Annotated in this window: 22 protein-coding genes and 1 pseudogene; 7 read left to right on the forward strand and 16 right to left on the reverse strand. The window is 65.2% G+C overall.

Translation table 11 applies throughout. The features are described from left to right. Nucleotides 1–8: 8 nt before the first annotated feature. Complete coding sequence (locus tag G6N36_RS06640) at nucleotides 9–1,409, forward strand: DUF2254 domain-containing protein (RefSeq protein WP_163685775.1); 1,401 nt, start codon at nucleotides 9–11, stop codon at nucleotides 1,407–1,409. Nucleotides 1,410–1,421: 12 nt separating this feature from the next. Here the strand turns inward: G6N36_RS06640 and G6N36_RS06645 are convergent. The 5 genes and pseudogenes from G6N36_RS06645 to G6N36_RS06665 all read right to left on the reverse strand — a co-directional run bounded on the left by G6N36_RS06645 (nucleotide 1,422) and on the right by G6N36_RS06665 (nucleotide 6,668). Further along, nucleotides 1,422–2,330, reverse strand: a pseudogene (locus tag G6N36_RS06645) (IS5 family transposase). A gap of 38 nt (nucleotides 2,331–2,368) precedes the next feature. Next, complete coding sequence (locus tag G6N36_RS06650) at nucleotides 2,369–4,171, reverse strand: glycoside hydrolase family 15 protein (protein WP_163685776.1); 1,803 nt, start codon at nucleotides 4,169–4,171, stop codon at nucleotides 2,369–2,371. 2 nt (nucleotides 4,172–4,173) lie between these two features. After that, entirely contained in the window at nucleotides 4,174–5,229 is a 1,056-nt protein-coding gene (locus G6N36_RS06655) for a glucose 1-dehydrogenase (protein WP_163685777.1), read from the reverse strand. Between the two features lie 46 nt (nucleotides 5,230–5,275). Then, nucleotides 5,276–5,800, reverse strand: coding sequence for a DUF421 domain-containing protein (locus G6N36_RS06660; protein ID WP_163685778.1), 525 nt, complete (start codon nucleotides 5,798–5,800; stop codon nucleotides 5,276–5,278). Between the two features lies 1 nt (nucleotide 5,801). Then, complete coding sequence (locus G6N36_RS06665) at nucleotides 5,802–6,668, reverse strand: sigma-70 family RNA polymerase sigma factor (protein ID WP_163685779.1); 867 nt, start codon at nucleotides 6,666–6,668, stop codon at nucleotides 5,802–5,804. A 515-nt stretch (nucleotides 6,669–7,183) separates the two neighbouring features. On the opposite strand from G6N36_RS06665, the gene G6N36_RS06670 reads away from it, so the two are divergent. Then, nucleotides 7,184–7,531 (forward strand): copper chaperone PCu(A)C domain-containing protein, encoded by a 348-nt coding sequence (locus G6N36_RS06670; protein ID WP_235689981.1) that lies wholly within the window; start codon nucleotides 7,184–7,186, stop codon nucleotides 7,529–7,531. Nucleotides 7,532–7,586: 55 nt separating this feature from the next. Here the strand turns inward: G6N36_RS06670 and G6N36_RS06675 are convergent, their stop codons facing one another. Further along, nucleotides 7,587–8,054 carry a lipoprotein LpqH gene (locus tag G6N36_RS06675; protein WP_163685780.1) on the reverse strand — a complete coding sequence of 156 codons (468 nt, stop codon included), beginning with the start codon at nucleotides 8,052–8,054 and terminating at the stop codon, nucleotides 7,587–7,589. A gap of 135 nt (nucleotides 8,055–8,189) precedes the next feature. Between G6N36_RS06675 and G6N36_RS06680 the strand changes: the two genes are divergently transcribed. The 3 genes from G6N36_RS06680 (at nucleotide 8,190) to G6N36_RS06690 (ending at nucleotide 10,221) form a co-directional block, all read left to right on the forward strand. Continuing rightward, nucleotides 8,190–8,495, forward strand: coding sequence for a hypothetical protein (locus G6N36_RS06680; RefSeq protein ID WP_235689982.1), 306 nt, complete (start codon nucleotides 8,190–8,192; stop codon nucleotides 8,493–8,495). Nucleotides 8,496–8,598: 103 nt separating this feature from the next. Continuing rightward, nucleotides 8,599–9,126 carry a hypothetical protein gene (locus tag G6N36_RS29510; RefSeq protein ID WP_179964730.1) on the forward strand — a complete coding sequence of 176 codons (528 nt, stop codon included), beginning with the start codon at nucleotides 8,599–8,601 and terminating at the stop codon, nucleotides 9,124–9,126. A 3-nt stretch (nucleotides 9,127–9,129) separates the two neighbouring features. Continuing rightward, complete coding sequence (locus G6N36_RS06690; protein ID WP_163685781.1) at nucleotides 9,130–10,221, forward strand: MBL fold metallo-hydrolase; 1,092 nt, start codon at nucleotides 9,130–9,132, stop codon at nucleotides 10,219–10,221. 3 nt (nucleotides 10,222–10,224) lie between these two features. On the opposite strand, the gene G6N36_RS06695 is transcribed toward G6N36_RS06690, so the two are convergent. The 3 genes from G6N36_RS06695 to G6N36_RS06705 all read right to left on the reverse strand — a co-directional run bounded on the left by G6N36_RS06695 (nucleotide 10,225) and on the right by G6N36_RS06705 (nucleotide 13,231). Continuing rightward, complete coding sequence (locus G6N36_RS06695) at nucleotides 10,225–11,214, reverse strand: amidohydrolase family protein (protein ID WP_163685782.1); 990 nt, start codon at nucleotides 11,212–11,214, stop codon at nucleotides 10,225–10,227. Nucleotides 11,215–11,291: 77 nt separating this feature from the next. Beyond that, complete coding sequence (gene hisS, locus G6N36_RS06700) at nucleotides 11,292–12,557, reverse strand: histidine--tRNA ligase (protein WP_163685783.1); 1,266 nt, start codon at nucleotides 12,555–12,557, stop codon at nucleotides 11,292–11,294. After that, nucleotides 12,557–13,231, reverse strand: coding sequence for an MBL fold metallo-hydrolase (locus tag G6N36_RS06705; protein WP_163685784.1), 675 nt, complete (start codon nucleotides 13,229–13,231; stop codon nucleotides 12,557–12,559). The genes hisS and G6N36_RS06705 overlap by 1 nt, the downstream gene beginning before the upstream one ends. A gap of 102 nt (nucleotides 13,232–13,333) precedes the next feature. Here G6N36_RS06705 and G6N36_RS06710 point away from each other — a divergent pair, with 102 nt between their 5' ends. Together G6N36_RS06710 and G6N36_RS06715 are read left to right on the forward strand one after the other, a co-directional pair. Beyond that, the gene (locus G6N36_RS06710) at nucleotides 13,334–14,212 is read left to right on the forward strand and encodes a peptidylprolyl isomerase (protein WP_163685785.1); all 879 of its coding nucleotides are present in this window, start codon (nucleotides 13,334–13,336) and stop codon (nucleotides 14,210–14,212) included. Continuing rightward, a complete protein-coding gene (locus tag G6N36_RS06715; RefSeq protein ID WP_163685786.1) occupies nucleotides 14,209–15,240 on the forward strand; it encodes a peptidylprolyl isomerase in 1,032 nt (343 codons plus the stop codon). Before G6N36_RS06710 ends, G6N36_RS06715 begins: the two co-directional genes overlap by 4 nt. Nucleotides 15,241–15,246: 6 nt before the next feature. Here the strand turns inward: G6N36_RS06715 and G6N36_RS06720 are convergent, their stop codons facing one another. The 7 genes from G6N36_RS06720 to yajC all read right to left on the reverse strand — a co-directional run bounded on the left by G6N36_RS06720 (nucleotide 15,247) and on the right by yajC (nucleotide 23,732). Next, a complete protein-coding gene (locus tag G6N36_RS06720) occupies nucleotides 15,247–15,540 on the reverse strand; it encodes a DUF4333 domain-containing protein (RefSeq protein WP_163685787.1) in 294 nt (97 codons plus the stop codon). 51 nt (nucleotides 15,541–15,591) lie between these two features. After that, nucleotides 15,592–17,967 carry a RelA/SpoT family protein gene (locus G6N36_RS06725; protein WP_163685788.1) on the reverse strand — a complete coding sequence of 792 codons (2,376 nt, stop codon included), beginning with the start codon at nucleotides 17,965–17,967 and terminating at the stop codon, nucleotides 15,592–15,594. A 72-nt stretch (nucleotides 17,968–18,039) separates the two neighbouring features. Then, on the reverse strand, nucleotides 18,040–18,600 hold the full coding sequence (locus G6N36_RS06730) for an adenine phosphoribosyltransferase (protein WP_235689983.1): 561 nt from the start codon (nucleotides 18,598–18,600) through the stop codon (nucleotides 18,040–18,042). Continuing rightward, nucleotides 18,567–20,219: an ABC transporter substrate-binding protein gene (locus tag G6N36_RS06735; protein ID WP_163685790.1), complete on the reverse strand. Its 1,653-nt coding sequence runs from the start codon at nucleotides 20,217–20,219 to the stop codon at nucleotides 18,567–18,569. Before G6N36_RS06735 ends, G6N36_RS06730 begins: the two co-directional genes overlap by 34 nt. 5 nt (nucleotides 20,220–20,224) lie before the next feature. Then, entirely contained in the window at nucleotides 20,225–21,496 is a 1,272-nt protein-coding gene (secF, locus tag G6N36_RS06740; protein ID WP_163685791.1) for a protein translocase subunit SecF, read from the reverse strand. Between the two features lie 4 nt (nucleotides 21,497–21,500). Next, nucleotides 21,501–23,315 (reverse strand): protein translocase subunit SecD, encoded by a 1,815-nt coding sequence (secD, locus tag G6N36_RS06745; RefSeq protein WP_163685792.1) that lies wholly within the window; start codon nucleotides 23,313–23,315, stop codon nucleotides 21,501–21,503. 72 nt (nucleotides 23,316–23,387) lie between these two features. Then, the gene (gene yajC / locus G6N36_RS06750) at nucleotides 23,388–23,732 is read right to left on the reverse strand and encodes a preprotein translocase subunit YajC (RefSeq protein WP_163685793.1); all 345 of its coding nucleotides are present in this window, start codon (nucleotides 23,730–23,732) and stop codon (nucleotides 23,388–23,390) included. Nucleotides 23,733–23,835: the final 103 nt, after the last annotated feature.

The raw sequence follows: 23,835 nt of genomic DNA on the forward strand, positions 1-23,835 counted from the left end.
GATCGTCCATGGCGTTGACCGGCGGGGGTAATCGCGACACGTCGAGAATTCTCGAATCGATCAGCCAGCGGCGCACAGTGGTCCTCGACGCGCTGCGCACCCGGCTGTGGCCGGTGCCTGCGATCGGCGTGGTGACCGCCGTCGCTGCCGGCGTCGTCCTTCCCGAACTCGACGCCGCCCTCGACGCGCACATTCCCCCGACGTTGTCGGCCTACTTGTTCGGGGGTGGGGCCGACGCCGCTAGGGAGGTCCTCGGCGCCGTCGCGACGTCGCTGATCACCGTGACGTCGTTGACGTTCTCGCTGACCCTGATCACGCTGCAACTCGCCAGCAGCCAGTACACGCCGAGGCTGCTGAGAACATTCGCGGCGGATCGGTTCGTGCAACGCACCCTCGCCCTGTTCCTCGCCACATTCGTTTATGCACTAACGGTTCTGCGCACCGTCCGCAACGACAACGACGCGGGCGCGGAGTTCGTCCCGCAGATCGCGGTTACAGCCGCCTACCTGATGGCGATGGCCAGCGTTCTGGCCCTGGTCCTTTTTCTTGGGCATCTGGTGCGGCAAATTCGGATCGAGTCGATGCTCGATCACGTCTGTGACGACATCAAGGACACCGCTGCGCGACTGCTCGATCGACTCGAAGACACCCCCGACGGTGACGTCGCACCGGCTCCGCCCGTCCATGCGTCGATAGTCACGGCTCAATCGTCGGGATTTCTCGTCGAGGTCGACGAGAAATGCCTGCTCGCCGCGGCAGTCGATGCCGAGGTCGTGATATGGATCGACCGTCCGGTGGGATCCGATGTCGTGGCGGGCATGCCGGTGGCGTTTTGCTGGTCCACCGACCAGCAGGCCAGGTCCCTTGACGAAGAGCGGCTGGAATCGGTGCGCGCGCATGTCACCGGCGCCCTGCGAACCGGCATCGAGCGCACCGCAACCCAAGACATCGGCTACGGGCTCCGGCAGCTGACGGATGTGGTGGTGCGCGCGCTGAGCCCAGGCATCAACGACCCCACCACCGCGGTGCACGGACTCAATTCGTGCAGCGCGGCCCTGTGTGAACTCGCCGGATACCGCTTGGGGCGCCAAACTCTGCGAGATGGCCGCGGTACCCAGCGGGTGGTGGTGGCGCGGCCGGACCTGCCCGAACTGCTCGATGTGGTCTGCAGTCAGCCGCAGCACTACGGTGCAAGCGATTCCGCAGTGCTGGAGAGACTGCTGGCCCTGCTGCGCGAACTTGCCTGGGTTGTCGTCTTGCCCTCGCACCGGGAGGCGATCGCTCATCGACTCGTGAGACTCGAAAGTACAGCTGCAGAGCAAGGTTTCGACGCGGTCGACCGCAGCCGGCTCGAACGATGCGCCCAGCAAGTCCGCGCGGCACTCGAGCAGCGCTGGGCGCCAACCTGAGGAGGCCGTCGACTAGGGCGTGTCTCCTAAATGTCGTAGCCATGCACATATCGCGGCGAGGACGACTGCGGCGCGGTAGGTCAGAGCGAGTTTGTCGTAGCGGGTGGCCAGCCCACGCCAGTTCTTGACGATGTTGAAGGATCGTTCGATCACGTTGCGGCGCTTGTATTTTTGGATGTCGAGGCCGACTGGGCGCCCGCCTCGGCTGCCGCGGCGTCGGCGGTGATCGATCTGGGTGGACGGTTCGGGGATGACCGCGCAGATACCCCGCGCGCGCAGCCGTGCCCGGTGTGCACGCGACGAGTAGGCCTTATCACCCAGCACCGCAGCCGGTCGAGTACGCGGCCGGCCGGGCCCACACGGGGCACACGCAGCTCGCCCATCAGCGGGTCGAACATCGGTGAATCGTGTGCGTGGCCAGGACCGATGAGCACCACCAGCGGCAATCCCTGCCCGTCGCAGAGCTGATGGATCTTCGTCGTCAACCCGCCGCGCGACCGCCCCAGAGCGTGATCGGCGGGTTCATCACACAAATTCGTGTAATTCGATGGTGCCCCCTGTGTCGCGCGCCAGGGTCGCGCCGTGCTGATGGACCCGACACGACGTCGAATCAACCGCCACCGCCGACCAATCAATGACCTCGGCGGCATCGGCCAGGCTCAACAGCGCGGTCAACACCACGTCCCACGTGCCGTCGGCCGCGAACCGGCGATGACGCTTCCACACCGTCTGCCAAGGCCCAAAATCCGCAGGTAGATCACGCCATGGGACCCCACAGCGATACCGGTAGATGATCCCTTCGATCACCTGACGATGATCCCGAAACGGCCGCCCCCGCACACCATCCGAGCACGGCAACAACGGCTCAACGACATTCCACTGCGCATCGGTCAACACCGCATCACGAGTCACACCAAACACACTGACCGACCACCGGCCTCACATTAAGGAGACACGCCCTAATCCCGGAGGTGCTGAGCGGAAGCCGCTGCGGAGGTCTCTGTTCGGACACCTGATAGCTCCCGCGCCGTGTTGATGAGTCCCACCAGGCTGAAGGCCTGCGGGGTGTTACCCAGGTGTCTGCCTGACACCTGGTCGTACTCCTCGCTGAGCATTCCGACATCGTTGCGCAGCGCAAGTAAGCGCACGAAGAGGGACACCGCTTCGCCCGTACGGCCGATGCCGTGCAGAGCGTCAGCGAGCCAGAACGTACACGCCAGGAACGCCCCTTCGCCCCCCGGTAACCCGTCGACACCGTGTTCGGTCTGGTAGCGAAGCAGCAGGCCGTGGTGATCCAACTCGCGCTGCACCGCCTCGACGGTGCCGATGACGCGTGGGTCCTTCCACGGCAGGAAACCCACCCGTGGTATCAACAGCAGCGCCGCGTCCAGCGATTGGGATCCGTAGTACTGGGTGAAGGTATTGCGTTGCGCGTCAAACCCGTTCGCGCAGACATCCGCGTGGATTTCGTCCCGCAGTACCCGCCATTGCTGCGCTGGACCGTGCAGCCCATGGTTGACCACGGAGTGGATCGCTCGATCCACCCCAGCCCACGCCATCACCTTGGAGTGCACAAAATGCCGACGCGGGCCGCGGACTTCCCACAGGCTGTTGTCGGGATCGCGCCAGTGCCCCTCCAGGTAGTCGAGGAGCGCGCGCTGCAGATCCCACGCGGTGTGATCGACTTCCAGGCCCGCTTCTCTGCCCAGATGCAGGCCGTCGAGCACCTCGCCCCACACATCGAGCTGAAACTGTTCGGCTGCGGCGTTGCCGATGCGCACCGGTTGGGAATTCTCGTAGCCGGATAGCCACGACAACTCTTGCTCGGGCAGTCTGCGACTTCCGTCCAGGCCGTACATGATCTTCAGTTCGGCCGGGTCGCCGGCCACCGCGCGCACCAGCCATTCCCGCCATGCGGTGGCCTCGGCGATGTAGCCGGTGCCCAGTAGCGCCTGAAGGGTGAAGGTGGCGTCGCGCAGCCAACAGTAGCGGTAGTCCCAGTTGCGAGAACCGCCGATGTGTTCGGGCAAGGACGTTGTCGCAGCCGCCACGATTCCGCCGGTGGGCGCGTAGGTCAGCGCCTTGAGTAACACCAGCGACCTTCGAACCTCGGCCGCCCAGCGGCCTTCGTAGCGGCATCGTCCGATCCAGTCGTCCCAGAACCGTTCAGTAGCAGCCAAAGCGCGCTCGGGCTGCGCAGGCTCGGGGCGGGGCAGATGCGACGGCGCGTGGGTCAGTACGAATGGAACTCGTTGCCCGGCAGAGACTTCGAACTCAGCGATGGTCGCGAGATCCTCACCGTGAATCGGTGCCCGCGTGTGTAACCACACAGCGTCGGGCCCGGCTACTGCCGCCAGGTACTCGCCGTCACGACGCACCCAGGGCACGATGTGGCCGTAGTCGAAGCGCAGTCGTAGGGCCATGCGCATCGGCACCCGGCCGCTCACCCCCTCGACAATCCGCACCACATCGGCCTGCCCGCCACGCGGCGGCATGAAGTCGATCAGCCGGACAGTGCCGTCAGAGGTATCCCACTCGGTTTCCAAAATCAGGGTGTCCCGGCGGTAACGGCGCCGGGTCGCCACGGCACCTGCGGCGGGTCCCAGTCGCCACTGTCCGGCCGCCTCCCCTCCGAGGAGCGCGGCGAAGCAGGCGGGCGAGTCGAAGTTCGGCAGGCACAGCCAGTCGATGGCCCCGTCGCGGCCGACGAGCGCGGCGGTCTGTAGATCACCGAGCAGGGCGTAATCCTCGATCTTCGCCACCGTCAGGCGCTCCCGATGTCGATGACGACTTTGACGTCACCGTCGCGCGGCTCGAATGCGTCTATCGCCCGGCTCAGCGGAACCCGCCTGGTGATCAACCCCTCCAGCCAATCGATGTCTGCCGCGGCCAACGCGTCCGCTGCCTGTCGATAGTGACGGAGGTTGGCGTTCACCGAGCCCACCACGGCATCGTTCTCCAGCACGATGTCACGGTTGAGAGCGCCGGCGTCGATGTGCACGGTGCGACCGGCAGGCGACACACCCGTCAGGCACACGATGCCGTAGTGGGCGGTGGTCGACATCGCTGAGATGACGACCTGGCTGGCGCCGGTGGCTTCGATGATCACATCAGGGCACAGCCGGGTCGCCACGTCCTCAATGGGTTCGTGGTGATAGGTCGCGCCGAGCGACTCGACCAATCCTGGCTTCGGGCCATCCGTCACACGGTCCAGCACGTGGACGTCCAGTCGTCGCTGCACGCCAAGTAGGGCGGCGAGCAGACCGATGGGCCCGGCCCCGGTTACCAGAACCCGCCGCGGGTCGAACCAGCTCCGCTCGCCGACTCGGTAGACCTGTTCCCACGCCTTGGCCACTACGGTGGTGGGCTCCATCAGCATGCCGACGCGTTTCAACTCAGAATTGACCTTGGTTGCGTAACCTGTTTCCACACACCATTGTTCGCTGCCGTAGCCGTCTAGGTCCTTGATACCTCGCTCCGCGTAGCGGCCATTGCGGCACATGTCGAATTCACCGCGTGCGCAAGCACCACACGGCACCGGATCCGGGCGCCGCACGACGCCGGCGACCAGGTCGCCAACCTCGAAGCCGCTGCCCGGAACGGCCTGTGCGACACGGCCCAGCGATTCGTGCCCGAGCACCAGTCGATCCCGGCCAGGAGGCGGCCAACCGTAATGTCCGCTCGCTATCTCTCTATCGGTGCCGCATACCCCGAGCGACACGCCGTCGACCAGTAACTCGTCGGAACTCGGGACGGGGTCGGGAACCTCCGCCAAGCATAGCGATTCGGCGGTACCAGGTTTGACTGTCAATGCCTGCATCACTCGGAATTCTCCTTTCCTAGAAACGTATTCGGCGTCGGCACCTTCAACGGTCTGACGCGGGAACATTCCCCAGCCCCGCCAACGCTGACCAGTCGCCGACCTTGTCTTTTGCGATGACGCTGAGCGACCCATCGGACTCGAGTACCACTGCGGCGACCTGGCCGACATCACCCCGCCCCGTGGACCGGATGGCTTGGCGAATCTGGTCGACACTGACGCGCTGGCCCCTCAATGCGTCGTCCAGGTAGCGCCCCTGCGAGACAAGGAGAGTGGGTGTCGCGGTGACCACCGCTCGCCCGACGGTGAACCTCGACGAAATGGTCGCCGCGAGGAATTGCAACACGGCCAGCAACGCGAGTGCCGTCACGCCCTCGGCGAATGACACGTCGGAATTGAGCAGAATCGTGGCCAGAGTGGAGCCCACCGCGACAGTGACCACCAAGTCGAATGCGTTGAGCTTGGCCAGCGTGCGCTTCCCCGATATGCGCAGAATCACGATCAGGCTGATGTATGCCGCAGATCCGATCAGCACCACCCTGGCGATATCGCCGACCGCATCAAACCACATGTCAGTCAACTACTTTCGTCGAATCGTTGATTCCGGCCGACAGTTCAGAACACTCACGCGCCGGCGTCGGGACGTCGACACGCATCCGTTGACGGAGCCGGGCCAACGCGCCGTTCAAGAGTCGAGATACCTGCACCTGCGAGACGTTGAGGCGTAGGGCGATTTCCCGTTGCGTCAGGCAGTCGAAGAAACGCATGCCAAGAATCGCTCGTCGCCGGGGATCCAATTCAGCGATGACTTCTCGCAAGACGATGAGGTCCTCGACGGCCTCGAAGCCTGGATCATGCATTCCTACCGATTCGCCGATACTGGTTGCGTGTGCTCCCTGAAGTTCGCCGCGGGGAGCATCGAGCGACAATGGCCGGTAGGCCCAGTGCGCGGACTCGGATGTCGATACGTCGTCAACGTCGACGCCGAGTTCTCCTGCCACTTCTTGATTCGTCGGCGGTCTACTCAACTGCTGAGACAGCACTTCCACGGTGCGCCGCATCCTGAGCTGCGTCTCCTGAACCTTGCGGGGGACTCGCATCGACCAGGTGCTGTCGCGGAAGTGCCGTCGCACCTCTCCCCGGATCGTCGGCACCGCGAACGCCATGAATCGGCCCTTGCCCGGCACGAATCGGTCAACACTCTTGACCAATCCGAGTCGGGCGGCCTGCTTTAAATCCTCAGCCGGCTCGCCACGTCCGACAAATCGGTAGGCAATGTGGTCGGCGATCGGCAAACACTCGGTGATGATCTGTTGCCGCCGGCGTCGGCGCTCATCCCGGTTGGCGCAGTCGGCCATCAGCAGCAACCGTTCCTCGATGTTCGTGTCCCGGCCGCGCGCGGCCGTGGCTTTCGTTTCAGCGCGCTGTGCGACGGTCATGTCGGCCTCCTTCGACGGCGCAGAAGCGACTGATGTCCTCCCACGTACTACCTGTAGAGCGCCTACCCCGAAGAAAACGAGAAACCGGCCTGGGGCTTGATCGTTGCCTAATCGCAATCACGACGCGGAGATAGACCGGCGAAGGTGCCGAAAGCTCATGCGATCTGAATGCTGCCTTCAGGCGCCTCTTAGGTTGCCGAAGTAGTGGTACCGGTGCTGGCATGACACATTCCCGCACAACGAGGTATCAACCGCGCCCCACGGGGAAACCATGCCTTCGACGCGAGGCTGCCTCGTATCCGCGCCAGCGGTCGCCGGCGAGGGATGTGATCAGCGATTCGCGCCGAAAGGAGAAGATCATTTCAGTGCAGTTTCGAGACAGGGCCTCGGCTCTAGCGGGCACGGCGGCCGTAGCCATGTGCGCCGTCGGGTGCGGTGAGGATCCGGTGCTGGGCTCATCCAACCGCGGCGCCGGGTCACACTCACAGAGCACCACCGTCGAGAACGCCTACATCGTGCCGGCCTATGTCCCTGGCCGGTGCGTGATTCAACTGGGTGCCGGTGGCCAGCTTCGTTTCACGGTGACGAACAACCGCACGGTGGAAACCGAGCGACTTCTCGGCTTGTCGACGACTGCGGCGGATCAGGCGCGCCTGATCGAGAGCGTGCCAATCGCGCCCAAATCAACAGTCAGCTTTGGCCAGCCGAACACGCACGACGCAAGCGGGCCGGCCGTGCGGTTGGATCGATTGGATGCGGATCTGCGTCCCGCTACGACGGCCAATGTCACATTCCAATTCGAGCGTGCAGGCGACCTGACGTTGCCGGTGCCGGTAGAGGCGTGCCCCGTTCAAGGGCCGTGACGAATCTCTTGGCGTCACAATGTCATCGGCGGAATCGTGCGAATCCTTCGATCAGTCAGCAGTCGGTTCGAATCTCGAAGGTGGCGGTGGCGGTTTGACCGGGATCGTCGTGATAAAACCCCGTGGCCGTTCCAGTGATGATGAAGGTGCCATCCATGACGTCGGCATCGACGTCGACTGCGGGAGCGGTGACAGAGGCATCCCAGGCACTACCGGTGAATCCGCCGAGGGTGTCGATCCGCACCAGCCGGGCCTGAATGGTGTCGCCGGTGCGCACCTGCGCGGTAAACCCCGGCGTCTGCTCCAGGCTTTCGATGAACCACACCCACTGCGCCTGCTCGCACCTGATCGGCCGCTGATCTGCGATTTCTCTGCCGTTGATCAAGACACGTGCGGTATGGGTGCCGAGCGCTTCGTAGCCACTCGTGCATCCCACGGCGGCGAGTGTCGTGGTCACCGTGGCGACGGCCACCGTGAGGTCCATGCGGTGTCGCAGCGCCCTGGACAGTCCTTCATTACCCATATCGAGGAGTACCCGAGGCCCACCGCGTCATACTGCGCAAATCCATAGCGTCTGCGCCGCACCAGGTATGAGCATTTTTCGGCCGGGTACCGATGTCCAATGATGATGCGACTGATAATTGCGTTCGCTGGTTTCGTGGCTCTGCTGGTGGGGATCGGCGGTCTGGTAGTCCCTGCTTCGGTGTCCCCTGAGCTGGCGGTCGTCGGCTGTGGCAGCGTGATCGATCCTGACCTGTCAGAAGCGCGGTCCCATGACGACGGGCGCCCCGCAAATGTTCCAGGCCCTGGCGGACTTGGCGACACGAACTACACCCGGCTATGTGACATGGAACTAGAGGACCGAAGACTCGGCAGCATCCCCTTGGTGATCGTCGGCGTCCTCGCGATTGGCGTCGTAGTCGTCGTCGGCGCGCTGTCCCGTCGAGAGAAGTCACCGCGTTGACCGCCCGTCACTAAGCGCGAGCGAGCGCGTTTGTACGCAACACGCCGGTGATTTCTGTACAAACGCGGCCGCTCGCGGGCAATTACTGGGCATGCTGTGCAGGATGAATGCACCCGCCGAGACCAAGGTTCTCATCGACACGGGCGGTCTCGTCGTCACTGACGACGGCCGTCGCGTCAACATCTTCGACCGCTGCACGGGCGCGCTCGCGATACTGGCCTTCGTCCTCGGCATACTGACGCTCGTCGTCGGTGGGTTCGGCCTGGTCGCACTCATCACCGCGGTCCCCTCGACGTCGCTCGGCGCGATCTTCGTAGCGGTCGGAGTCGCGTTGGCGGCGGTGCTGTACCGCGTGGTCCTCAAGATTCGCCGGCGACGCAGCCAGCCGCTGCACAGTTGCCGCTCGGTCGCGGTGATCGACCGCAAGCTCGGCCTGTTCAGCTACGGCGGCGGCGCCATCGTCCCGCTGGACCAGGTGCAGTTCGCGCGCAGGATGCAAATCGGTTCCAGCTCGCCCAAACTCGTCGCGCTGACACCCGGTGGGGTTAAAGTTCTCAAGCGCGGCAACCCTTTCGACGGTGGCCTCGGCAACGTCGATGAAGTCCTCAGCACGGTCGTCCGCGGCGGCTGATCCATGCACATCTCGAGGCGCTCCGCGCTGGCACTGATCGCAACGGCGTTCGGCGGAGCGGCGTTCGGGGGGGCGGGGTGCCGCTCGGCCCCGCCTACGTCACCATCGCCGTCCCCGTCGGCGACCCCGGCCGCGCTGCCCGAAAACGCGCTCATCACCCTCGGCGTCCAAGCCGGACCGCCCCCGGTGCCCAACCGGACCGGAATCTCGTCCGCGCTGAAAATCGGTGACGACGTCTACCAGATCGACTGCGGCCTAGGCTCGTTGAACGCGTTCACCGACGCCGGACTGAAGTTCGACCAGCTACGCAGCATCTTCATTACGCACCTACACACCGATCACACGGTCGACTACGGCAGCTTCTTGTTCTCCGGCGGCTACACGGCCTCCAAAGGCAAGAAGCCGGTGACGGTATACGGGCCGGGCCCTGCTGGTGGGCTGCCACCCAGCCAGGTCGGCAATGCCGATCCGGCGACGATCGATCCGGCACATCCGACCCCGGGCCTGGCCGAGATGACGAAGTCGCTGCAGCAAGCGTTCGCCTACACGAACAACATCTTCATCCGCGACATGGGAACCGACGATCTCCAGAAGCTGTTCACCGTCGCAGAGATCGCGGTGCCACCAGAAGCCAACTACCAGAACAGATCACCGAAGACCACCCCGTTCCCGGTGATGTCGGACGACAACGTGACGGTAACCGCGACGCTGGTGTCCCACTACGACGTCTTCCCTGCGTTCGGCTTGCGCTTCGATCTCAAGAAGACCGGCGTGTCCGTCACGTTTTCCGGCGACACCACCAAATCCGACAACCTCATCACGCTGGCAAAGGACACCGACATCCTGGTGCACGAGGCACAGTTCAGCCTCGACGACGCTTACTACAGCAACAGGTTCCCGCCGAACTACCTCAAGAGTTCGCATACCTCGGCCGTGCAGGTCGGTGAGGTGGCTGCGGCGGCCAACGCCGGACACGTCATCCTGAGCCACTACGAGCCCACCGACCTGCCCGACTCCGAATGGAGCGAGGCGATCGGAAAGAATTTCTCTGGTGAACTCACCGTCGCCCGCGACGGCCAGGTCTTCGCCCTCTGACCGTCAGGAGGTCAGTATCGAGGGAAGCCGCGAGCCGAAGAGCTTCACCGCATTCTCGGAGCTGACCTTCCGCCGCGTCGCTTCGTCCATCGGGTACGACGCCAGGAATTCGGCACCGGCCTGGTTGTCGTCCATCGGGTAGTCGACGGAGAACATCACCCGGTCCGCCCCGATCACCTCGAGCGTGCATGCGAACGCGGGCGGGCAGAAGTTGCCGCTTGTCGTGACGTGAAAGTTGTTGCGCAGATACTCCGAGGGCAGATGCTGCAAGTGGTGGCCATCGCCAGTGCCGCCCAGCCCGTAGTAGCGATCGATCCGGTAGGCGGCAAACGGAAGCATCTCGCCGAGGTGCCCGATGATCATCTGCAGTTGTGGGTACTTGTCGAACAAGCCCGAATAAATCAGCCGCAACACATGAGTGCCCGTCTCGGCGGCGAAACCCCACGACGCGAGGTGCAGACCGTCGTCGACGTACGGCGCGAACCACGCGTCCATCACCGCGGGGTGTGGCGTCGTCGGATGCAGGTAGACCGGCGCCCCCAGCGATTGGGCGCGCTCGAACAGCACCTCGTACGCTGGGTCGTCAAGGTAGCGACCCTGGCAGTGCCCATTGATCAGCGCGCCTACCATTCCCAATTCGGTTACCGCGCGCTCGAATTCGACCGCAGCAGCCTCGGGATCCTGCGTCGCCAACGTCGCGAAACCGCCAAAGCGGCTGGGGTTGGCGCGCACCGACTCGGCCAGGTCGTCGTTGGCCCGGCGCGCGAGATCGACGGCTCGCGCGATATCCGTCTCGTCCTGCACTCCAGGATCGAACAGCGACAGGATCTGGAAATCGATCCCCGCGGCGTCCATCTGCTCGATTCGAAGCGGGCCCCGGTCGTACAACCTGTCGTAGGCAACGGGGTTGTTGGTGCGCAGCCACGTGCCCACCACGTTGTCGGCACTGGCCGGATCCCAGGCGAAATGCTCCTCAAGCGCGATCAGCGACATGTGCCCTACTCTTCCGCGTGAGACCGCTCCTGTACATGGAATCGCGGCGTGGCGGTGTCCAAACACGCCCGCTCGGGTCAGAGGCGAAGCAGCCGCGAGAGTATCTCGGTCTGCAATTCATCGACGACGACATCGACCTGCTCGCCGGTCGCGAGGTTCTTCACACCCACGGTGCCCGCCTCGACGTCGCGGTCACCGGCGACCAGAGCTATCGACGCTCCGGAGCGGTCCGCCGCGCGCATCGCACCTTTGATTCCACGGTCACCATAGGCGAGGTCGACACGTACACCCGCGGCGCGCAACCGCGCCGCGAGCACTGCCAACGTCACCTTGGCCTGCTCGCCGAGTGGCACCGCGAACACGTCGACGCGGGCCGTACCGCCGACGGTCTTGCCCTCGGCCTTCAGCGCCAGCATCGTCCGATCGACACCCAGACCAAAACCGATGCCGGACAGATCTTTCCCACCGAGCTGTTGCATCAGACCGTCATACCGTCCGCCGCCACCGATCCCCGACTGCGCGCCGAGCCCGTCGTGCACGAACTCGAAGGTGGTCTTGGTGTAGTAATCCAGCCCCCGGACCATGCGCGGATTGACGACATACGGCACGCCCAGCGCATCGAGATGTACCAGGACGGTGTCGAAGTGCTGCTTCGCGACATCGGATAGGTGATCCAGCATGACGGGGGCGTCCGCGGTCATCTCCCGCACCTTCGGGCGCTTGTCGTCGAGTACCCGCAGCGGGTTGATCTCCGCGCGCCGACGAGTCTCCTCATCGAGGTCGAGCTTGAACAGGAAGTCCTGCAACAGTTCCCGGTACTGCGGACGGCACGTGTCGTCGCCGAGCGAGGTGATCTCCAACCGGAACCCGTCGAGCCCAAGGGACCGGAAGCCGGCGTCGGCGATCGCGATCACTTCGGCGTCCAATGCCGGGTCGTCGACGCCGATCGCCTCGACCCCGACCTGCTGCAGCTGGCGGTACCGGCCGGCCTGCGGCCGCTCGTATCGGAAGAACGGGCCCGCGTAGCAGAGTTTGACCGGCAGCGGGCCCCGGTCCAACCCGTGTTCGATCACCGCGCGCATCACCCCGGCGGTGCCTTCCGGCCGCAGCGTCACCGAGCGGTCGCCGCGATCGGCGAAGGTGTACATCTCCTTCGACACCACGTCGGTGGACTCCCCCACGCCGCGTGCGAACAGCGCGGTGTCCTCGAAGATCGGCAGTTCGACATCGCCGTATCCCGCGCGGCGGGCCGCGTCCAGCAGACCGTCGCGAACACCGACGAACTGTGCCGAGTCCGGCGGCAGGTAATCCGGGACGCCCTTGGGCGCCTGAAAATCACTCACTAGTTCAAGCCTTCGAGGAAAGGGTTGCCACGGCGCTCGAATCCGATCGTGGTCTTCTCGCCGTGTCCAGGTAGTACCACGGTGTCGTCATCGAGCACCAACAGTTTTGTCACGATTGAGCCAAGCAGATCGCGCCCGCTGCCACCGGGCAGGTCCGTGCGCCCGACCGATTGCCGGAACAGCGTATCGCCGGTGAAGACTATCGACCCAGTGCCCGCCCCGATGTCCGGGTCAACCCGGAACACCACCGAGCCGCGCGTATGACCCGGCGTGTGATCCACCGCCACGGTGATGCCGCCGAGTTCCAGCTTGTCGCCGTCCTTGTCCAGCTCAACGACTTGCTTGGGTTCTGAGAACAGCGCCCCGAATGCCAGTTGGGCCAGCTTCGGCCCGAAATCCTTGATCGGATCGGTGAGCATGAACCGGTCATCCGGGTGGATATAGGCCGGGCAGCCGTACATGTCGGCGACCTTCTGGGCCGACCAGATGTGGTCGATGTGACCGTGGGTGAGCAGCACCGCCGCAGGTGTCAGGTGATTTTCGTCCAGAATCCGCCGTAACGGCACCATCGCCCGTTGGCCCGGATCGACGATGATCGCGTCGGCGCCGGGCCGCTGGGCCAGCACGTAGCAGTTGCACGCCAACATGCCCGCCGGGAATCCGGTGACCAACACGGCCTCCAGTTTTCCATCCCTGATGACGTGGGTCGCAACGCCACACTCAGCAACGCCTGGCACACTCGTTGCCGACCGATCGATACGAGGAGGACACGGGCGGTGCCGACCAACGAACAGCGGCGGGCGACAGCGAAGCGCAAACTCGAGCGGCAATTGGAACGCCGGGCGGCCAAGGATCGCCAGCGTCGCATCTTCACGATCGTCGGATCGGTCGTGGGCGTGCTCGTCGTCGCAGGCGGGGTCGCCGCTGCCGTGATCCTCACCAGGGACGATTCGGACAGCGACACCACCGCGGCCACCGGTACGTCGACCACGTCGAGTGCAGAACCGACCGGCCCGGGCACGCTGCCGGCGTTCGCGGCGCCCGCAGGCCTCGGCGACGACTGCCAGTACCCGGCCTCTGGGGAGAAGGCCAGCAAGGATGTCAAGCCACCGCGGACGGGCAAGGTGCCCACCGACCCCGCCCAGGTCAGCGCGAGCATGGAGACCAACCAGGGAAATATCGGCCTGATGCTCGACAACGGCAAGTCCCCGTGCACCGTCAACAGCTTCGCCAGCCTGGCGAACCAGGGCTTCTTCAACGACACCACATGCCATCGGCTGACCACCTCTGACTCGCTGTCGGTGCTGCAATGCGGCGATCCCACCGGGCAGGGCACCGGCGGTCCCGGCTATCAGTTCCCCAACGAGTATCCGACGAACCAATACCAGCCGGACGATCCCAAGCTGGCGGAGCCGGTGCTGTACCCGCGCGGCACGCTCGCCATGGCCAATGCCGGCCCAGGCACGAACGGCAGCCAGTTCTTCCTGGTGTACAAGGACTCGCAGCTGCCGCCCGGCTACACGGTGTTCGGCACCATCGACGAAACGGGGCTCGCGACGCTGGACAAGATCGCCGCGGCGGGCACGGCCGACGGCGCTCCCGACGGTGCGCCGAAGTCCGAGGTCAAGATCACCAAGCTGCAACTGGATCCGTGACCAACACCCCGCCGCCTCCGTACGGCGGATATCCACCGCCCTACGGGGCTCACCCGCCGTCCCCGTATGGCGGCTATCCCCCGGTGTACGCCGGATATCCGCGACCCCAACCGACGAACACGCTGGCCGTCGCATCGCTGGTGTGCGCGTTCGTTTTCGCGCCGCTCGGGATCGCGTTCGGACACATCTCGCTGTCGCAGATCAAGAAAAGCGGTGAAGAAGGCCGCGGACTGGCCGTGGCGGGCCTGATCATCAGCTACGTGTTCACCGCATTCATGGTCCTCGTGCTGGTGTGGGCGGTGATCGTCATCATCGCGGTGGGTCGCAGCCTCGAGGACATGGACGGCATGACGACGAACTACACGGCAACTCCGACGATGCCGATCGACGCGCCGCCACTGCCGGAGTTCAAGCCGCCCGCCACCCTCGGATCCAACTGCCAATACCCCGCCACAACTGAGCCGGCGAGCAATCCGGCCAAGCCGCCGCGCACCGGACGGGTCCCGACCCAGCCCCCACTGGTCAGTGCCAGCATCACCACGAACCGCGGTGGCATCGGCTTGCAGTTGGACAACGCCAAATCCCCCTGCACCGTCAACAACTTCGCCAGCCTCGCTCAGCAGGGCTACTTCGACGACACCCCGTGCCACCGGCTGACCACGACCCCGACGCTCGGCGTGCTGCAATGCGGCGATCCGAGCGGAACAGGACAGGGCGGCCCCGGCTACCGATTCCCGAACGAATACCCGACCAACCAATTCCGGCTGACCGACCCGACGATGCAGCAACCCGTGTTGTACCCGCGCGGCACACTCGCGATGGCCAACTCGGGGCTCGGCACCAACGGCAGCCAGTTTTACCTCATCTACCGCGACTCGATGCTGCCGCCGATCTACACCGTCTTCGGCACCATCGACAAGATCGGGCTGGCCGCGCTGGACAAGATCGCCGCGGCGGGCACGTCAGACGGGAGCGACGACGGCAAGCCCAACCAGGACGTGACCATCGAGATCGCGCGACTCGACTGAGATGCGTCAGGAACTCGGATGGGTCTCGATATAGAACTCGACGTCGTCGCCCTCAACCTTGGTGATCCGCATATCCGCGGTGTACTCCGTGGCCTCGGGCCCGGTGAACTTGCACTCGAACGTGCCGCCGACTTTGGCTTCGACACCTTCGGGACACTTCACGTCCTTGGGCTCGAAACCTGTTTGCTTCTTTACTAAATCAACAACGGATTGCGCGGCGCCGTCGGGCTTGATGGTCGAGCCGCAGCCGGCGATCACCACGGCGAGGGCGACCATCGTCGCCACAAATGCGGTGCGCATCGCCGAATTATGACAGAAATCGACGCTTGATCGAATCTTTGCCGAAAACCGTCACGCCGCGGACGTCACGCGGTAGACGTCGTACACGCCCTCCACGTTGCGGACCACGTTGAGCAGATGACCGAGGTGCTTGGGATCGCCCATCTCGAAGGTGAATCGGCTGATTGCCACGCGATCATCGGAGGTGGTCACCGATGCGGACAGGATGTTGACCTTCTCGTCGGCCAGCACCCGGGTCACATCCGACAGCAACCGGTGCCGGTCCAGCGCTTCCACCTGGATCGCGACCAGGAACACCGACGACGGCGACGGCGCCCACTGCACGTCGATGATGCGCTCCGACTGGTCCTGCAGCGACGACGCGTTGGTGCAGTCGGTGCGGTGCACGCTGACTCCGCCGCCGCGGGTGACGAACCCCATGATGATGTCACCGGGCACGGGTGTGCAGCATTTGGCGAGCTTGGTCAGCACCCCGGGGGCGCCGGGCACGGCCACGCCGACGTCGTCGGTGTGGCGCTGGCGCACCGGCATGGTGGCCGGCGTCGAGCGCTCGGCGATCTCGTCTGCGGCGTCCTCGTCACCACCCAGTTGCGCAACGAGCCGTTGCACGACGTGCCGCGCCGATACATGACCTTCGCCCACCGCGGTATACAGCGCCGACACATCCACATAGCGCAACTCACGCGCCAGGGCCGCGACCTGTTCCGCATTCATCAAACGCTGCAACGGAATTCCGGCGCGGCGGACCTCGCGGGCGATGGCGTCTTTGCCGGTTTCGAGCGCTTCTTCACGCCGCTCCTTGGCGAACCACTGGCGGATCTTCGCCTTCGCCCGCGGCGAGACCACGAACGTCTGCCAGTCGCGAGACGGGCCGGCGTTGGGCGCCTTGGATGTGAAAACCTCGACCTGGTCCCCGTTTTCGAGCTTGCGCTCCAGTGCGACCAGGCGACCGTTGACGCGCGATCCGATACAGCGGTGACCGACCTCGGTGTGCACGGCGTAGGCGAAGTCCACCGGAGTGGAGCCAGTCGGCAGCGTGATCAGATCGCCCTTCGGGGTGAACACGAAGATCTCCTGGACAGCCAGGTCGTAGCGCAACGACTCGAGGAACTCGCCGGGGTCGGCGGCCTCCCGCTGCCAGTCGAGCAGCTGACGCATCCAGGCCATGTCGTCGATCTCTGCGGCGGCGTAAGTCGCCGGAAGTCCGTTGCGGCCCTTGGCTTCTTTGTATCGCCAGTGCGCCGCAATGCCGTACTCCGCGGTCTTGTGCATGTCGACGGTGCGGATCTGCACTTCCAGCGGCTTGCCCTCGGGTCCGACGACGGTGGTGTGCAGCGACTGATACACACCGAACCGTGGCTGGGCGATGTAGTCCTTGAACCGGCCGGCGATCGGCTGCCACAGCGAATGAACCACGCCCACAGCGGCATAGCAGTCACGCACATCGTCGCAGAGGATCCGCACACCCACCAGGTCGTGGATGTCGTCGAAGTCGCGGCCCTTGACGATCATCTTCTGGTAGATCGACCAATAGTGTTTCGGGCGGCCCTCCACCACCGCGTTGATCTTCGACGCGGTGAGCGTCGCGTTGATCTCGGCCCGCACCTTCGCCAGATAGATGTCGCGCGACGGCGCCCGGTCGGCGACCAGTCGCACGATCTCCTCGTACTTCTTCGGATGAAGGATCGCGAACGACAGATCCTCGAGCTCCCACTTGACGCTCGCCATACCGAGTCGATGTGCCAGCGGCGCAATCACTTCCAGCGTCTCGCGGGACTTGGCCGCCTGCTTCTCCGGCGGTAGGAAGCGCATCGTGCGCATGTTGTGCAGCCGGTCGGCGACCTTGATCACCAGCACCCGCGGATCACGGGCCATCGCGAGGATCATCTTGCGGATGGTCTCGCCCTCGGCCGCGGTCCCCAGTGCAACCTTGTCCAGTTTGGTCACGCCGTCGACGAGGTGGCCCACCTCGGTGCCGAACTCCTCGATGAGCTGGTCGAGGGTGTAGCCGGTGTCCTCGACGGTGTCGTGCAGCAGCGCCGCGATCAGCGTCGTGGTGTCCATTTCGAGCTCGGCCAGAATGTTCGCGACGGCCAGCGGATGGGTGATGTAAGGGTCACCGGAGCGGCGCAACTGGTCGGCGTGCCGTTCGTCGGCCACCTCGTACGCGCGTTGCAGCAGTGTCAGGTCGGCCTTGGGATAGAACTGCTTGTGGACCGCGACCAGCGGTTCCAGCACCGGGTTCAGGGTGCTGCGCTGTGCCGTCATCCGCCGCGCCAGCCGAGCCCGCACCCGGCGCGAGGCACTCGTTGCCGCCTTCGCGGAATCCGCCTTGGGAATCTCCAGCGGCTGCGTCTCGGTCATCTGCGCATTCGGGGGCGACTGCACGGCCTGGCCCGGGCCGGGAGCTTCCCCGTTCGAAGCCATGGTCACCTCCCGCCTGCTCGACACGCGCGTTCATCGCGCGTTTTCGAAACGCTCAGACTTCGAGAATACGTCTCAGATCATCAGCAGCGACGTCACAGGCAGCGGTTCGAGCACCTCGCGGCCGCTCAACGCCGAAAGTTCGAGCACAACGGCGGCGGCCGGGACCATCGCCCCGCAGCGCCGTAGCAGCTTTTCCGTCGCAGCCATGGTCCCGCCGGTGGCGAGAACGTCGTCGATGATCACGACCCTGCGCCCGTCGAGTTCGATGCCGTCGGCAGGCAACTCCAGCGTGGCCGAGCCGTACTCGAGCTGGTAGGTCTCGCTGTGCACCGGCGGCGGCAGCTTGCCGCCCTTGCGCACCGCCAGGACCCCGATCCCGAGCCGCAACGCGACCGCGGCGCCCAGCAAGAAGCCGCGCGCGTCGATACCCGCCACCAGGTCAGCACCCTCCGCGGTCTCCGCAAGAGCGTCGGTGACCTTGGCCAGGCCGTGCGCGTCGGCCAGCAGTGGAGTCAGATCCTTGAACTGGATACCCGGCTCGGGAAAATCGGGCACTTCGCGCATCAGCGACGCGACGAGCATCGAGATGTCCCGATCGGTCACCCGCCCAGAGCCCAACGATCCATGTTCCATCCCGCGCCCCATCGAGTCGGACTGCTACTTACCGCGTACATGTCTTTCGACGTGAGTACGGTCCGCTGCTGACGATAGAGCGGAATGGTCGGCATGTCAGTCCACAAGATCGATCCGCCTTCCCCGAGCAGCCGGGACTGTTCCTTGGGGTCCGACGTCACCGCGAGTGCCGCGATGATGCCGTCGACGCGCTCGTTGGAGTAGCGGGACAGATTGTTGCCGTTGGCCGAATGCAGATCGTAGGCGTCCATGGCGTTGGACCCCGAGGATCCGCTGCCCGCCGCGCCGCCCGTGCTGGCGAGCAGGACGTCGATCTCGTTGTTGCGCAAGGTGAGCGGGCCCGTTTCGTTGGTGGCGACATCCTGCACCGTGATGCCTGCGGGCGCGCACGCCTTGGCGATCGTGCCGACCGTTGCGGCGAGCCGGGCGTTGGGGCTCTGGTATCCGATGCGGACGGTCAAGGGCCTGCCATTGACAGCGGCCCGCGCCGCCTCGGGATTGGCGACGGTGAACCGGCCGCCCTCGGCGGCGCTTTCGGCGGCGCTGTACGCATCCTCGGTGACAGGGTTCAGCCGCGCGTTGGCAACGGGAACTTCGGCATTGCGGGCGATGATGTCGCGCGGAGTGCAGTGCGCCAGCGCGCGCCGCTCCGGTGGCTGCGACATCGGGCCCTGAGAGGCGAAGATGAGCTGTTCGATGCCTGCGGACGGGGCGTCGGTCCGGACGTAATCGCCGGGCAGGTTCAGCGTGCCCGACGAACCCTCCGCCACGTCGACGACATCGTAGGCGCCCTGGTTGATGCGGTCCTGGATGTCAGCGCCACGCGGCCACACGGTGATCCTGGAAGTGACCGGCGCGGCGCCCCACCACTTGTCGTTGGCCACGAGGGCGACAGCACCTTCGTCGGTCACCGAGTCGAGCTTGTACGGCCCCGAGGACGGGAACTTCTTGATGTCGATATCCGGCGTCAGGTTCCAGGTGGTGTTCCACGCCTTGGCAATTCGGTCGATGGCCGGCGCGTCGTTGTTCGCGATCGCGGTGGTGACGCCGCCGTCGGGCAGCCCGAGCTCATCGGCAAGCACGTGCGACGGCATCATCGATGTGGCGGCGAACAGCTGGCCGTAGTCGACGAACGCCCGGTCCTGTGCGAAGGACACCCGCGCCTTCTTCTGACCCGGAGCGCAGTCGACGGACGCGATGTCGGTGTACCCGGCACGACTGGCGGCGTCGAACCCGGGAAACCGTCCCGACTGTGACGCCCACGCGAGCACCATGTCGTCACACGTGATCGGCTTGCCGTCGGAATACACCGCGGCGGCGTTGATCTCGTAGTCGAGGATCAACGGCGCGCGGCCGACGACCGAGATCTTGCCGAAGTCGTGATCACCGACGATCTGGCCCTCAGGACCGTGGTAGTTGAAACCCGTCAGAACCCGCGCGAAGGCCTGCGGACCACCGGAGGCAGCACCGGCCACCGTGTTGGTGTTGTAGGTCGTCAGCATGCCGTCCACCGCGAAGTCGACGCTGGCGGCCGGGCCACGCGAACACGCCGACAGGCCCGCCGCACCGACCGCCAATGCGGCCACCAGAGCAGCCACGCGCCGGCTCCATGTGATCATCTGGGCTACCGCCGCCGGGCGTCGCGCTTACCCGACGGTCGTCCGGCCCGGCTGCCCGTCGGCCGAACCGGCCGCGCGCCGGGCGCCGGCTTGTCCGGTGGCGGAGTCGTGCTCGTCGCCTGCGATGGGACGGCCGCCTTCACCGGCGTCGCACCGTCGTCCTCGCCGGAGTCCGAAAGTTTCGCGGCACTTCCCTTGCGGCGGTTCAGCACCCGGCGGGTGTGGTTGCGCACCAGCGTGGTGCGCTCCCGCAGCGTCACGAGCAGCGGCGTGGCGAAATAGATCGACGAATACGTCCCGACGATCACACCGACCAGCTGGACGAGCGCCAGGTCCATCAGCGTGCCGACGCCCAGCAGCCAGACCGCGATCACCATCAGCGCCAGGATCGGCAGCACCGAGATCACGCTGGTGTTGATCGACCGCATGAAGGTCTGGTTGACCGCCAGGTTGGCGTGCTCCGCGAACGTCCGGCGGGTGGTGTGCTCGAATCCGTGGGTGTTCTCCTCGACCTTGTCGAACACGATCACGGTGTCGTAAAGGGAGAAACCGAGGATGGTCAGCAACCCGATGACCGTCGCGGGCGTGACCTCGAAGCCGACGATGGAATAGACACCGGCGGTGACGACCAGGTCGAACACCAGCGTCGCCAACGCGGCGATGGCCATGTAGCGCTCGTATCGCACGGTGATGTAGACGGCGGCCAGCGCGAGGAACACGACGAGGGCGATGAGCGCCTTCTCGGTGATCTGACCGCCCCAGGTCTCCGACACCGCGGAGTCGCTGATGGCGTTCTTGTCGGGCTGGCCGTCGGGTCCGCGGGGCTGGAACGCGTCGAACATCGCCGTGCGCAGCGCTTCGATCTCAACGTTGTCGAGGGTTTCCGAGCGAATCTGCACGGTGGCCGAATCGCCGCTGCCGACGATGACAACGTTGTCGCTGTCTTTGCCCAGCGCCCGGCTGAACACGTCCTCGACCTGCTGGGTGGTGACGGTGCCGCTGGCGGTCTGCGCAGGCATGGACACCTTGGTGCCGCCCTCGAAGTCGATGCCGAACGTGAAGCCGCGAATCAGCATGCTGGCGATGCACACAGCAACGATCAAGCCGCTGATCGTGAACCACAGCTTGCGCTTGCCGACGACCTCGAACGCGCCGGTGCCGGTGTAGAGCCGGGTGAAGAACCCGTGCCGCGGCGTCTCGCTCTCGAGTTCGGGCGCCTCGACGGCTTCGGTCAACACGTCGTCCACGTCTTTGTTGTCCTTATGCCTGGCGGCCATGTCGCTACCCTCGTCCCGTCACGTGTGCGGCCGCGCGTCGCTCGCGGGCGATCTGCTGCACCGCGCCGAGACCGTTCAGCTTGGGCTTCGCCATGGTCGGCGACTTCGACGCGATGTAGACCATCGGCCACGTCACGAGGAACACCACCACCACGTCGAGGATCGTCGTCAGGCCCAAGGTAAACGCGAAGCCCTTCACCTGGCCGACCGCCAGGACATACAGGACGGCGGCGGCCAGGAACGTGACCGCGTTGCCGGACAGAATCGTCTTACGCGCTCTGTTCCAACCACGGGGCACCGCCGAGCGGAACGATCGACCGTCGCGAATCTCATCCTTGATGCGTTCGAAGAACACGACGAAGGAGTCTGCGGTCATACCGATACCGATGATCAAACCGGCAATACCAGCGAGGTCAAGCGTGTAGCCGATGTATCTGCCCAGGAGCACGAGGAGCGCGTAGACCATCGCGCCCGACGCGACGAGCGACAGCGCGATCAGCACGCCCAGAATTCGGTAGTAGAGAAGCGAATAGAGGAGCACCGCGGCCAGACCGACCGCACCCGCGATCAAGCCGGCCCGCAGCGACGTCAAACCCAAGGTCGCCGACACGGTTTCAGCCTCCGACGACTCGAACGACAGCGGCAGCGAACCGTACTTCAGCACGTTGGCGAGCTCACGCGCCGTCTGCTCGGTGAACTGACCGCTGATCTGGGTACGTCCGCCGGGAATCGGCTCGCGAATCTCGGGGGCGCTGACCACCTGGGAGTCCAGCACGAACGCGGTCTGAGTGCCGACGTTGGCCGCGGTGAAATCCGCCCAGGTCTTGGTGGCGTCGCCCTTGAACTGGAGGTCGACGAGGTAGATGCCTTGCTGCTGATCGAAGCCCGAACTCGCGTTCTCGATCTGCTCACCGCTGATGATCGACTTGTCGAGCAGGTAGACCTCGTTGCCGTCTTGCGAGCACGTGACCAGCGGCAGGTTCGGGTCGTCGTTACCGGCCAACACATCGTCCTCGCCGCAGCGGGTCGCCTGGAACTGCAGCGCCAGGATCTGGATCTGCTGATCGGTGCTCTGGCGAAGTTCCTTCTCGTCGGCGATGCGCTGCGAAAGCGGAACGTCACCAGGTGGTGGGCCGGGTGCCTGCGTCCCGGGTGCCGGCTCCTGCCCCGGCGGCGGCGTCGGTTGCGGCGGCGCCGGCGGCTCGGGTGCAGGCTGGGCCGGCGGCTCCACCGGGTACGGACGCGGTTGCGGCGCGGGCGACTGCGCGGGCGGTGCTACCGGCTGCTCGGCCGCGCCCGGCGGAAGCACCTGGGCGCCGGGTTCTCCTGGCGCTGCTGGGGCGCCTGGTAGTCCGGGGATGGCTCCTGGTGCGCCGGGTGCACCCGGAGGGGCTCCCTGTGGTTCCTCGGTGGGCGGCTGTTGTGGCTGTGCTGCGGCGGAAGGCATCGCGTGAATCACCGGTCGGATGTACAGCCGGGCCGTCTGGCCGAGGTTGCGGGCCTCGCTGCTCTCGTTACCCGGAACCGTGATGACGAGGTTGTCGCCGTCGATGATGACTTCGGATCCCGACACACCGAGACCGTTGACGCGATCGTTGATGATCGTCTGTGCCTGGTTGAGTGCGTCACGGGTGGGACGAGAGCCGTCCGGCGTGCGAGCGGTGAGCGTTACCCGGGTTCCGCCCTGCAGATCGATGCCGAGCTTCGGCTCGGCCTGCTTGTCCCCCGTCAGGAAAACCAGCAGGTATGCGCCGACCAGCAGTACCAGATACAGCGCAAGGTAGCGGGCAGGGTGCACCGGCGTAGAAGGCGATGCCACGTTTCTAGGGTCTCCTCGAGATCAGTTCGTCAGCACCGCAAAGGGTACGTGCTCAGCCTGAGTAGTCAGCCCTCAGTCCTTGGTGTTCGGGCTTTCGGTGATTTCGGTCGCCGTCGATGCCTCGTCGTCGACGTCTTCGAAATCCTCGTCGTCGTCGGTGTCCGGTCCGATCTTGTCGCGCACGGCGAGCTTCATCCACGTGGTGACCACGCCGGGCGCGATCTCCAGGTCGATGGTGTCGTCGCCGATGCCAGTGATCGTGCCTTCCAGACCCGACGTGGTGTGGATGCGATCCCCGATCTGCAGCGATTCGTGCAGATCGATGGTGGCCTGCATCGCCTTCTTCTGTCGGCGCGACGCGAAGAACATGAACGCGCCCATGATGATGATGAGCGGCAGGAAGATGACCAGATCCATGGCAGCAACTGTCTTTCGTCTCGGTCTCGGTGTCACAGCGCAGACCGGCAGGTCAGGCGCTTCGTCAGTGACCAGTGTGCCATTGCGGGCGCAGATGACCGAG

This window comes from Mycolicibacterium gadium (genome assembly GCF_010728925.1).
GTDB lineage: Bacteria > Actinomycetota > Actinomycetes > Mycobacteriales > Mycobacteriaceae > Mycobacterium > Mycobacterium gadium.

What these genes read in the sequence shown, in the direction of transcription:
- G6N36_RS06735 (WP_163685790.1), bottom strand. Translation starts at nt 20,219, where the DNA reads ATGATCACATGGAGCCGGCGCGTGGCTGCTCTGGTGGCCGCATTGGCG.
- G6N36_RS06690 (WP_163685781.1), top strand. Translation starts at nt 9,130, where the DNA reads ATGCACATCTCGAGGCGCTCCGCGCTGGCACTGATCGCAACGGCGTTC.
- G6N36_RS06725 (WP_163685788.1), bottom strand. Translation starts at nt 17,967, where the DNA reads ATGGCTTCGAACGGGGAAGCTCCCGGCCCGGGCCAGGCCGTGCAGTCG.
- G6N36_RS06695 (WP_163685782.1), bottom strand. Translation starts at nt 11,214, where the DNA reads ATGTCGCTGATCGCGCTTGAGGAGCATTTCGCCTGGGATCCGGCCAGT.
- G6N36_RS06665 (WP_163685779.1), bottom strand. Translation starts at nt 6,668, where the DNA reads ATGACCGTCGCACAGCGCGCTGAAACGAAAGCCACGGCCGCGCGCGGC.
- G6N36_RS06655 (WP_163685777.1), bottom strand. Translation starts at nt 5,229, where the DNA reads ATGCAGGCATTGACAGTCAAACCTGGTACCGCCGAATCGCTATGCTTG.
- G6N36_RS06720 (WP_163685787.1), bottom strand. Translation starts at nt 15,540, where the DNA reads ATGCGCACCGCATTTGTGGCGACGATGGTCGCCCTCGCCGTGGTGATC.
- secF (WP_163685791.1), bottom strand. Translation starts at nt 21,496, where the DNA reads ATGGCCGCCAGGCATAAGGACAACAAAGACGTGGACGACGTGTTGACC.
- G6N36_RS29510 (WP_179964730.1), top strand. Translation starts at nt 8,599, where the DNA reads ATGAATGCACCCGCCGAGACCAAGGTTCTCATCGACACGGGCGGTCTC.
- G6N36_RS06675 (WP_163685780.1), bottom strand. Translation starts at nt 8,054, where the DNA reads ATGGGTAATGAAGGACTGTCCAGGGCGCTGCGACACCGCATGGACCTC.
- G6N36_RS06660 (WP_163685778.1), bottom strand. Translation starts at nt 5,800, where the DNA reads ATGTGGTTTGATGCGGTCGGCGATATCGCCAGGGTGGTGCTGATCGGA.
- yajC (WP_163685793.1), bottom strand. Translation starts at nt 23,732, where the DNA reads ATGGATCTGGTCATCTTCCTGCCGCTCATCATCATCATGGGCGCGTTC.
- G6N36_RS06640 (WP_163685775.1), top strand. Translation starts at nt 9, where the DNA reads ATGGCGTTGACCGGCGGGGGTAATCGCGACACGTCGAGAATTCTCGAA.
- G6N36_RS06730 (WP_235689983.1), bottom strand. Translation starts at nt 18,600, where the DNA reads ATGGAACATGGATCGTTGGGCTCTGGGCGGGTGACCGATCGGGACATC.